Annotated in this window: 9 protein-coding genes; 4 read left to right on the top strand and 5 right to left on the bottom strand. The window is 54.5% G+C overall.

Annotated features, from left to right (window positions below; genetic code table 11):
* The first annotated feature begins 131 nt into the window (after positions 1-131).
* The 4 genes from GS429_RS16780 (at position 132) to GS429_RS16765 (ending at position 2,614) form a co-directional block, all read left to right on the top strand.
* Entirely contained in the window at positions 132-446 is a 315-nt protein-coding gene (locus GS429_RS16780) for a hypothetical protein (protein WP_160066488.1), read from the top strand.
* Between the two features lies 1 nt (position 447).
* Positions 448-1,134 carry a hypothetical protein gene (locus GS429_RS16775; RefSeq protein ID WP_160066487.1) on the top strand — a complete coding sequence of 229 codons (687 nt, stop codon included), beginning with the start codon at positions 448-450 and terminating at the stop codon, positions 1,132-1,134.
* Between the two features lie 71 nt (positions 1,135-1,205).
* Positions 1,206-1,607: a hypothetical protein gene (locus GS429_RS16770; protein WP_160066486.1), complete on the top strand. Its 402-nt coding sequence runs from the start codon at positions 1,206-1,208 to the stop codon at positions 1,605-1,607.
* Positions 1,608-2,086: 479 nt separating this feature from the next.
* Positions 2,087-2,614, top strand: a complete 528-nt coding sequence (locus tag GS429_RS16765) for a hypothetical protein (RefSeq protein ID WP_160066485.1) — start codon at positions 2,087-2,089, stop codon at positions 2,612-2,614.
* Positions 2,615-2,724: 110 nt separating this feature from the next.
* On the opposite strand, the gene GS429_RS16760 is transcribed toward GS429_RS16765, so the two are convergent.
* The 5 genes from GS429_RS16760 to GS429_RS16740 form a co-directional block, all read right to left on the bottom strand.
* Positions 2,725-3,081, bottom strand: coding sequence for a hypothetical protein (locus GS429_RS16760; protein WP_160066484.1), 357 nt, complete (start codon positions 3,079-3,081; stop codon positions 2,725-2,727).
* A gap of 425 nt (positions 3,082-3,506) precedes the next feature.
* Entirely contained in the window at positions 3,507-4,031 is a 525-nt protein-coding gene (locus tag GS429_RS16755; protein WP_160066483.1) for a DUF5817 domain-containing protein, read from the bottom strand.
* Between the two features lie 134 nt (positions 4,032-4,165).
* Positions 4,166-4,834: a PH domain-containing protein gene (locus GS429_RS16750; RefSeq protein WP_160066482.1), complete on the bottom strand. Its 669-nt coding sequence runs from the start codon at positions 4,832-4,834 to the stop codon at positions 4,166-4,168.
* Between the two features lie 8 nt (positions 4,835-4,842).
* Positions 4,843-5,619, bottom strand: a complete 777-nt coding sequence (locus tag GS429_RS16745; RefSeq protein ID WP_160066481.1) for a hypothetical protein — start codon at positions 5,617-5,619, stop codon at positions 4,843-4,845.
* A gap of 201 nt (positions 5,620-5,820) precedes the next feature.
* Positions 5,821-6,723 (bottom strand): hypothetical protein, encoded by a 903-nt coding sequence (locus GS429_RS16740; RefSeq protein WP_160066480.1) that lies wholly within the window; start codon positions 6,721-6,723, stop codon positions 5,821-5,823.
* Positions 6,724-6,925: the final 202 nt, after the last annotated feature.

The raw sequence follows: 6,925 nt of genomic DNA, 5'->3' as shown, positions 1-6,925 counted from the left end.
GGGTCACTTCGGGGTAGGTACCAGAGGTGACCCTGTTTCCACAGGAGTCAGTTACGACTCTAGACGAGTTTGGGACACGACCAAAAATTTCGCAGCCTGGGTTGGCTCGGAAGCTCAATGGATCGTTAAGAATGACTGGCGTTGAATTCAGCCCAGGGACAGTCGATATAAATCTTGAAGAAAATAATCCGGGACGAATATCTAGTTCGAATCATGCAGAGTTTGAGGAATACAGTCTTACTAAAACAGGTATAGATTTCCTAGAAAATAACGAGGAACTTAGAATGAATGTCACCTCTGTACCAGGAGAGAATATTAGTGGAATAGTAAGACGAGGCGGCACTACAGACAAATCAGCATTTTTCTTGAAAAGGGCACAGTCAAATTTGTCCAAACATGATGAGTTAGGTGACGTGCTTACGGAAATTGAACGAGGAGATAAGTGACATGTCTAATAATATTAAAGAAGTCCAATCAGATAGCATGGTTTATCAAAACACAAACCCATCCGGAATGGAGAGTGATAACCATTATAATAGATATTATACTGCATTAATGGGTTACGATAATGAAACAGGATATTATGTGGATCATGATCAGATCCATAGAACAGATGACAACCGATTTGTTGCCGCGGTCTGGTTTAGCAATGATTATTCATGGGGATGTAATTATCAGGGGTATGACCTTGATATGAAGTGCTGGCTTCAAAATGTACATCTAGATTTTGAAGTTCCATCTAATCAAGTCCATACAACATTTGACCAATATCATCCTAATGAGACCAGTAAAGAAGAAGTTGAGAAAGACTACGATGTCGGTTTTGGAGCAGCTATAGGATATGGTCCCCTGTCTCTGGGAGCTAGCGTCTCTGAGAATAATTCCAATATGAATTTCAGTTCACATTGTTGTCTAAACTATGACCTTGATAAGAATGGATCGGTCTCTTTACCGACTGATGAGAACAAGATAATAGGTTTTGAAACAGATATTGATAGTGATTACTATGTTGGAGACTCAGTGGATGTCACTTTATCATCCCAATCCGATTATTCTATACGCTGTGGTACGACCCAATTGTACTATTCCACACCAGAACTTGAGTTCACATCCGCACTCGAGGTTGTTGACTAAGATAAATAGTATAAACTATTATCAAATAGTTAGCTATAAAATTGTAAATAAGAGGGCAGAAATAATAGAATATGAGTAGACGCAATTTCATCCACCTGATTGTATTAACAGCGGTCTCTTTACTTTCTGGCTGTATTTTCAGAAATAGCACAGGAGTCGATCTTCATGTCCTAAATAGAAGATTTGACGATGTAACAATAAATATAGAAATAACGGACGGTTCTAACACTATAGTGTTTGAGGAGAGATATGAAATGGAAGGTGCGGATGATGATGTTCATGCAGTTGAAATAACTGAACAAAATAGTTTTGAGGGATACGATGGAGATAGTTTTGATATACATGTACAAGAGAATAGTACCAAGAAGAGATTCGACTATCGAATCACCTGTGCAGATCGGGATTTTGAAGATAGAATATATATTGAAATAGTCGAGGAAGATATTGAGATGAGTAATAGTGTTTGCAGGTAATACCGGCCAAGCGTAGTCCGACTAGTTAGGCACTGGCCTACTCCCGTCTCAGAGTGTTATCAGACAGAAGACGACTAGTCAGAGGGGACTTGTGACAGTACTGATACTGTCTGCTGTAAGTCATTTCCGGCGGGACCGCGATCCGTCCTGCGGTCCCACCGGTAAATCGTTACAGCAAACCGTATGAGTGTGGCGTCTCGCTGAACGGGTAGATGAGGTGGATGGAAACGTTTTACAGTAATATTTACGGAAACCCACATATCGAGAGTTGAAGCTACACCAGTTCTTACTATTTAGCGGAAGCTCCACGAACAGCTCGGTATCGTCAAGTTGCTTTGTGAAGTACTGAGAATAGTTCCCTCTAATATCAGCAAACGATTTCACCCGTCTCGGTCGCGTTTGACCGAAGCGAGAGTGTCATATACAATACGCAGTTACCCTTCACAAAATCTATTTGTGAACAATACCAACACACGGCTATGTTGGATTTTCTCTGGAGTATCCTCCAACTCGGGATCGTTATTGGCGGTCTCCTCTTCGTCCACGAACTCGGACACTACGTGATCGGACGGTGGGTAGTCGGGATTCCCGCAGCAGAAATCACAATCGTCATGCTAGAGAGCCCCCAGCACGTTGTATTACGCGATGGAGACGAGTGGGTGCGTCCGAGTGAGTTCGAACGGTACAGCGAACGATACGAACGATACGATCCCGAGTATACGCATCTGGAAGCGTATATCGGTGCGGGAGAGATCTTTCAGACCATCGGTGTGCTCATCACCGTGGGGGTCCTGCTCGGAATCGGAATGCCCTCTGTGGCCGCATCAATCGTCCTCCTCTCGCTTCTTCTGACGGCTTTGTATCTCGTCTTCGACGTTGGGATGTTCGTGTACAGTGGCCACCCGGCGGGAGACTATTCGGCACTGTGGCAGGTATCGCCGCTGGCTGCCGTGGCGGTGTTGCTGGCGTTTCTGTTGCCACACGTCGCACTCTATCTCTGGCTCTGATCACGCCGCTGAGCAGTCCACTATGGACTTCGACGAAGCCGTACAGCGTTCGCATACTTGACTCGAGTTCCGTTCCTCGAGGTGCTTGGTTCGCCGCGCCCCCGGCGTGGTCAACCGGCGACCTCGCGTTGTTCGCCTCGAGCGCGAACCGTCGCGAGTGTGACGTAGCTGCCGCCTACAACCAACAGGGCGAGGCCGCCGAGCATCTGGGGGCCGGTCGCGGCGAGCGTGACGAACAGCAAGCCGGCCGCCGCGATCGCGTTGGCAACGGCGAGGTCCTGACGGCCGTACCCACCGTGTAAGAGGGCGACGGCGGCGAACGTCGCCGCGAAGGCACCCGTCGCCAGCGTCGCTGCGTCGATTCCGAGCAGCGTCTCGTTGATGTACCTGTTGTACGCGAAGAAGACGAGTGCGACGACGGTCCCGATGCCGATTGCCGTCCCTTGTACGTCCACCGTGTCGTCCATTTGTCCCCTCTTGGGCCGCTCAGTGCAAAGCATTGGCGTTCGACCCGCCAGCGGGTGGGGGACCTCAAACCTGCCGTATTAGCTGACCCCGAACGACCCGCTGGCAAGTCCTTGAGGACGGCCCCGAGACGAACCGCAGACACCAATACCGGATACGAAACCGGGAGCGTCTGCTACAGGTAGCGGACGAACTTCCGCCGCGTGAGGCTCCCGGCTGTACCGTCCCCGACCGCAGTCCGGCGGTTCCTCGAGCGGCGCGTTACCAGCCGTTTTCGCGGGGCGTCGGTTCGCAGTCGCCCGGAGAACCTCGCGTTGCTCGTGCGGGCGGAGACGCGCGTCGAGTTCGGTCGCCGTGCTCGCTAGCAACCGAAGGCAGAGTTCGTCGGGTCGACCGGACAGCGGAGAGCCAATGAAAAAACAGACGGTTAGAGTAGTCGATACCGGCCGCGACTCTCACTCACCGCACCGCGTCTCGTGAGTTTCGCGAGTGCATCTCGGACGTACTCGGCGGAGACGCCGCGCTCGCCGGCGTAGTCGACGATCTCGTCCTCGGTCGGCCGATCCAGTTCCGCGAGCGCGCCTTCGACGATTTCCGTTTTGCTCCCGCTGGACGTCGGTCTCCGCGGGTCCCGTTCGCCGGCCGCCTGGACCTCGTCTACGTCCAACCCGGACTCCTCGAGGTACTCCTCGTCGGCGACGACGCCGTCGGCGACGTCGTTCTCGAGTGCGTCGAACGAGTCGAGTTTGGCGAAGGCCTCGCCCTCGTCCTGGCGGGTCGCGAGCATCGAGGCGCGGACGTCTCTCGCGTGGCTCGCATCGTCGGTCTCGACGAATTTCTTGCGCTTCTCGTAGGCCCGGCGCGAACCACACCGCGGACACTGGGTCGTCTCCGAGCGACCCTCGATGATCCAGAGGTTCGAACACTCGCTACAGCCGACGACGGCGTACATGTCTCGAGGTGGTGTCTCTCGGTAGTTGAACCTTCGGCTACGCGGCGCTCCGACACGGGGTTGCAGTCGTTTTCGGCGTAACTACGGAACGCACGGCTGTGCGGTACGTCGGAATAGCAACCCGTCTGACGGGATCATTCGAACTCTTCGTGGGTCGAAACGGCGCGGATTTCCTCTCGAACGCGTTCCGGGTCGTCGAGGTGTTCGAACTCGATGAAGCCGAGGCTCCGGTTCGTTCCGGCGGTTAGCAATCGAACGCTCCCGATTCCGAGTAGCGACTGAATTCGACCCTGTGAATATTCGTGTCCGCGAAGCTTTTCGACGGGGATTTCCCGGGACTGACTCCGGTAGAACAGTTCGTACTCCCGTCGGAACGTGTCGTCGTAAATCGCGTACTGCGTTCGCGAGAGGACCATCGCTTTGCTCGCCAGTCTGAGACCGATGACCGCCACGAGAATCGCGATTGCGGAGACGAGAATTTCGGCGATCTCCGGTCCGCCGAAGAGGGTCGGACTCGACGCGATCACGCCGATGCCGACGAGGCCGGCGCCGAGGACGCTCCCGAGGACGATGAGTACCGGTCGAATAGCTGGCATCGCCTCGTACCGGGGTTCGGTCGACGAATCGTTGTACGCCAGCGTCGTTTCGTCGCGCTCTTGGCCCCGCCCGCGATCCACCTCGAGCTGCTCTGTCCGCCCAGCCGAGTTTTCTGATGTCTGGGGCAATCGTTCGCCCGATTGGTCAGTGATTGAGTCACTACTCCCGCCTTCGGATTCCGTCTCGTCGGTAGTGTTTTTCGTCATGGCTGGTTTTATAGGGTACTCGTAACGATGACGCCCAGGACGTAGATTGCTGGAGAAATCGTTACGAAAAAGACGGCAATAATGGCTTCGAGCCGCGTACTTTGATGTGAGATGCGCGCTCCCAGATAGAGCACGTAGAGGTAATAAACGGCGGAAAGCAACAACACGACGAACATCGCCTGGCCCGTTCTCGTCAGTCGTCCCAGATCTACGGCTTCGGGACGGCCTCCGGGCAGTTCGAGATTCACGCCGACGAGGTCGATAAAGAAGTAGAAGAACTCCGCCTGCAGAGCGAGGAGAAACTCGTCGGCGACGCGAATGCCGGGTGCGGTCGCCACGTACCAGACCACGGTAAACATGACGGCAAGGTAAATCCCCGTACTGTAACTGACGGTCCGAAGCGATCGGACGATTCCGTCCGAACTTCGAGTCAGGACGACTCCCAGGTGGAACGTAACGAACGTAAGAACGGTCGCGACGAACAGGAACGCGCTGTTCTGTACCAGCGCACTCGAGAGTTGCCACGCTGCGTCCGGATCGTTGACCAACGGTTCCGCGAACGCGGCGAACCCCTCTGGTGCGGCGCTCTCGTTGACGACGCCGAATCCCGCAATCGTTAGCGGCAGTGCGTACAAAAGCAGGTTCGCGAAGTAAAACACGGAAATCCTGAGACTCGTGACGATGGCGTGAGCAACGCTATCGGTTTCTTCGTCCGCGCGTGACGCGACGAGCACCTTCGGCCGCGCGAGGACGTCTACAGGCCACCGTAAGAGTCCAGTCGCCACAGGGCCCGTTTAGCAAACAGTATACTTATACTTACTGTCCGCTTTTCTGTCGAGTTCCCTGACTCCGGACTGCGACGCAGTCGGCACTACTTTCGACGGGGTACAACCGATATACTGCAGGAAACCGATCGTACCGGATGAATCCGAAACCCATCGAGGCGAGAATCGTACAACTGTTAGATTTTCTATAGCGGCTTCTTGCTATCGAGATGTTATGAAGAAGTATTCCCTTCCTCGCTGAGCCCAGATTGCGATTTCGTCTTCAAACGGTTCGGGTGATACGTTGTCGGGGAGTTCGTCTCTCGAAGCGTGTACGACGCCGTCTTCGAGATACAGGTACAGCGTATCACCGGCGGAGACGGGCTCCGATAGCGGACCCAGGTTCCCAGCGATGGGAAGGCTCCCCTGATGCTCGCTGTGTACCGTGAGATAGGTTGGTGGAACCATCGGGTTCCCATCGTGCATCGTCAGTTCGATGAACTGCCGATCCTGGACGAAATCCATTGTTACCTCGGGAGCGCGGTCCCTCGCGGTGTCGATCCAATCCGGTGGACTCACCGAAACGTCACCGACGTTGTCCACTCGCAGTCGCACCTGGTGGATGTGGAGTCTGTCAGTGTGATCCGTAGTATACTGGTATTCTGCATCGAATTCTCGAATGATCCCGTCTTCGTCGATGGAGCCGGTTGCCTCGTACGACTCTATCGATTCCGCGTCGATGGCATCGGCCAGTGCACCGGTCTCGTCGGCGGTTTCGGCTTCGATGGTGAACCGTCCGTTCTCTTCGACTTGCGGCGGTCCCCACGCTCCCGCGAGAACGAGTTGGCGTAGCCAGCGGCCTCGAGTAATTCGCTCTAGATCGTACCGCCCGCCCTCGCGGTGTCTTCCGTAGGTCGCTTCCTCCCCCCACTCCCCTCGCCAGTAGCCGCTGTCGGGGGCCCAATGAATAGTCAGCGGCTCTCCCGAAGCGATTTCGCCGATAGCCTCCCCGGAACCGAGCCGAACGGTCCACTCTTCCTTCGGTTCCCCGCGGGCGATATCCGTTACGTCCCAGTGGAGTTCGGCTGTCGTCGCGGCCAACGCGTTCGTATGTGTCCCGGCCAAGATCTGCTCTACACCGTCATCGTTCAAACCGGTGGGATACCCATCGTCCCCGTCTTGAGTACTACCGCTACCGGCTGTTTCCCCGGTGCCGGATTGTGCCTCTTCCCCCTCTTGTAGGCGCATACATCCCGCCAGCGAAAGCGATGCGAGACCCCCCAGTATCGTCCGACGCTTCATTGACTATCAACAATCGTGAGTGTTT

Origin of the sequence: Natronorubrum halalkaliphilum (assembly GCF_009834785.1) — an archaeon.
In the GTDB taxonomy this organism is placed as follows: Archaea; Halobacteriota; Halobacteria; order Halobacteriales; family Natrialbaceae; genus Natronorubrum; species Natronorubrum halalkaliphilum.
The sequence above is the reverse complement of the archived record's forward strand: the minus strand, read 5'-3'. Positions and strand labels throughout refer to the sequence as shown.

Excerpts from the sequence above, each read along its gene's own strand:
- GS429_RS16780 (WP_160066488.1), top strand. The coding sequence starts at position 132 with ATGACTGGCGTTGAATTCAGCCCAGGGACAGTCGATATAAATCTTGAA.
- GS429_RS16775 (WP_160066487.1), top strand. The coding sequence starts at position 448 with ATGTCTAATAATATTAAAGAAGTCCAATCAGATAGCATGGTTTATCAA.
- GS429_RS16770 (WP_160066486.1), top strand. The coding sequence starts at position 1,206 with ATGAGTAGACGCAATTTCATCCACCTGATTGTATTAACAGCGGTCTCT.
- GS429_RS16765 (WP_160066485.1), top strand. The coding sequence starts at position 2,087 with ATGTTGGATTTTCTCTGGAGTATCCTCCAACTCGGGATCGTTATTGGC.
- GS429_RS16760 (WP_160066484.1), bottom strand. The coding sequence starts at position 3,081 with ATGGACGACACGGTGGACGTACAAGGGACGGCAATCGGCATCGGGACC.
- GS429_RS16755 (WP_160066483.1), bottom strand. The coding sequence starts at position 4,031 with ATGTACGCCGTCGTCGGCTGTAGCGAGTGTTCGAACCTCTGGATCATC.
- GS429_RS16750 (WP_160066482.1), bottom strand. The coding sequence starts at position 4,834 with ATGACGAAAAACACTACCGACGAGACGGAATCCGAAGGCGGGAGTAGT.